Source organism: Xanthomonas sp. SHU 308 (assembly GCF_000364645.1).
Classification (GTDB): Bacteria; Pseudomonadota; Gammaproteobacteria; order Xanthomonadales; family Xanthomonadaceae; genus Xanthomonas_A; species Xanthomonas_A sontii.
Window position 1 is genome coordinate 1 of record NZ_AQOK01000823.1, and the last position, 1,207, is coordinate 1,207.

Annotated in this window: 1 protein-coding gene and 1 pseudogene; both read right to left on the bottom strand. The window is 74.2% G+C overall.

Annotation, left to right across the window (positions count from 1 at the left end):
- On the bottom strand, positions 1-197 hold a 197-nt coding region (locus D588_RS25830), incomplete at its 3' end, for a UvrD-helicase domain-containing protein (RefSeq protein ID WP_043086735.1).
- Positions 194-1,207: pseudogene (locus D588_RS25835) on the bottom strand (exodeoxyribonuclease V subunit gamma); the annotation flags it as partial. The gene D588_RS25830 and the pseudogene D588_RS25835, both read right to left, overlap by 4 nt.

Genomic DNA, 1,207 nt, shown 5'->3' on the forward strand with positions numbered 1-1,207 from the left:
CGGCGCAGTTCCTGGGTGGCGGCCTCGGTGAAGGTGACGGCGAGGATCTGGCCCAGACGCAGGCCGCGTTCGACCACCAGGCGCGTGAACAGGGTGGCCAGGGTGAAGGTCTTGCCGGTGCCGGCGCTGGCCTCGATCAGGCGCACGCCGTGCAGCGGCAACTGCAGGTAGGGGTCGCGGTCGGGTGCGGCGCTCATTCGGCGTCTTCCTGCGTGCCGCGCCAGCGCTGCCAGCTTTCGTTGAGCCGTTCCGGATCGAGCGCGGGGCCGGCGTCGCCCTGTTCGAGCAGGCCGAACACGCGTTGGCTGGTGGCGGCGAAGTCGGCGAAACGCTGCGCATCGGCGAACGGGTCGCGGCCGCGGCCGACCAGGCGCAGTTCCGGGCTGTCCGCCTCGCTCCAGCCGAAGCTGGCCTGCCATTGCGCGGCGGCGTCCTTGATCGCCTTGTCGAGATCGCCGGTGCGCGCGGCCTGGTAGTACTTCCAGCTGCTGTACGGCGCGAACGCCAGCGGCGCCTGGCGGCCGTGGCGATACAGCTGCAGCAGCTCGGCCAGCGCCTGCTGCGCCTGCGCGGCGGGCAGCGGCTCGCGGTCCATCGGATGCGGACCGAGGCTGTCGTCGTGGTCGAAGAAACGCACGTAGGGCGCGCGTTCGCCGGCGGCGCGCAGCAGCAGCCATTCCAGCCCGTGGCGGATCGCGCTGCGCCCGCTCAAGGCGCCCACCTGCACGCGTGCCACACCGGGCGCGTACCAACCCGGCAGGCGGCCATGCAGCGCGGTGCCGTCGAGGTCCACCTGCAGCCGCGGCGCCAGCGGCGCGGCGTCACCACCGCGCCACTGCCGGAACGCCTCGGCATACGGGCGCAACTGGCGCACGCGCTCGTCGAGCTGGCGCCGGCCCAGCGGCCCGGACGGCAGCAGCGCGCGGGCGCGCAGGCGTTCGTACAGGGCGTCGGTGTCCTCGCGCAGCACCGCCTCGAACACCTGTTGCTGCAGGCCGTACTGGTCGAGCCCGCGGCTGGCGGCCAGCAGCGGTTCCAGGTCGCTGTCGGCCTGCGCCGGATCGGGCAGGCGCAGGCCCAGGCGCTGGCGCAGGAACTGCCCGGCCGGATCGACCAGCAGCCGGCGCAGGTCGTCGATGGACAGCTGCGAAGGCCGCGCGTCGTCGGCCGCGGCCGGCAGCGCGTCGATCCACGGCGCCAGCGGCTG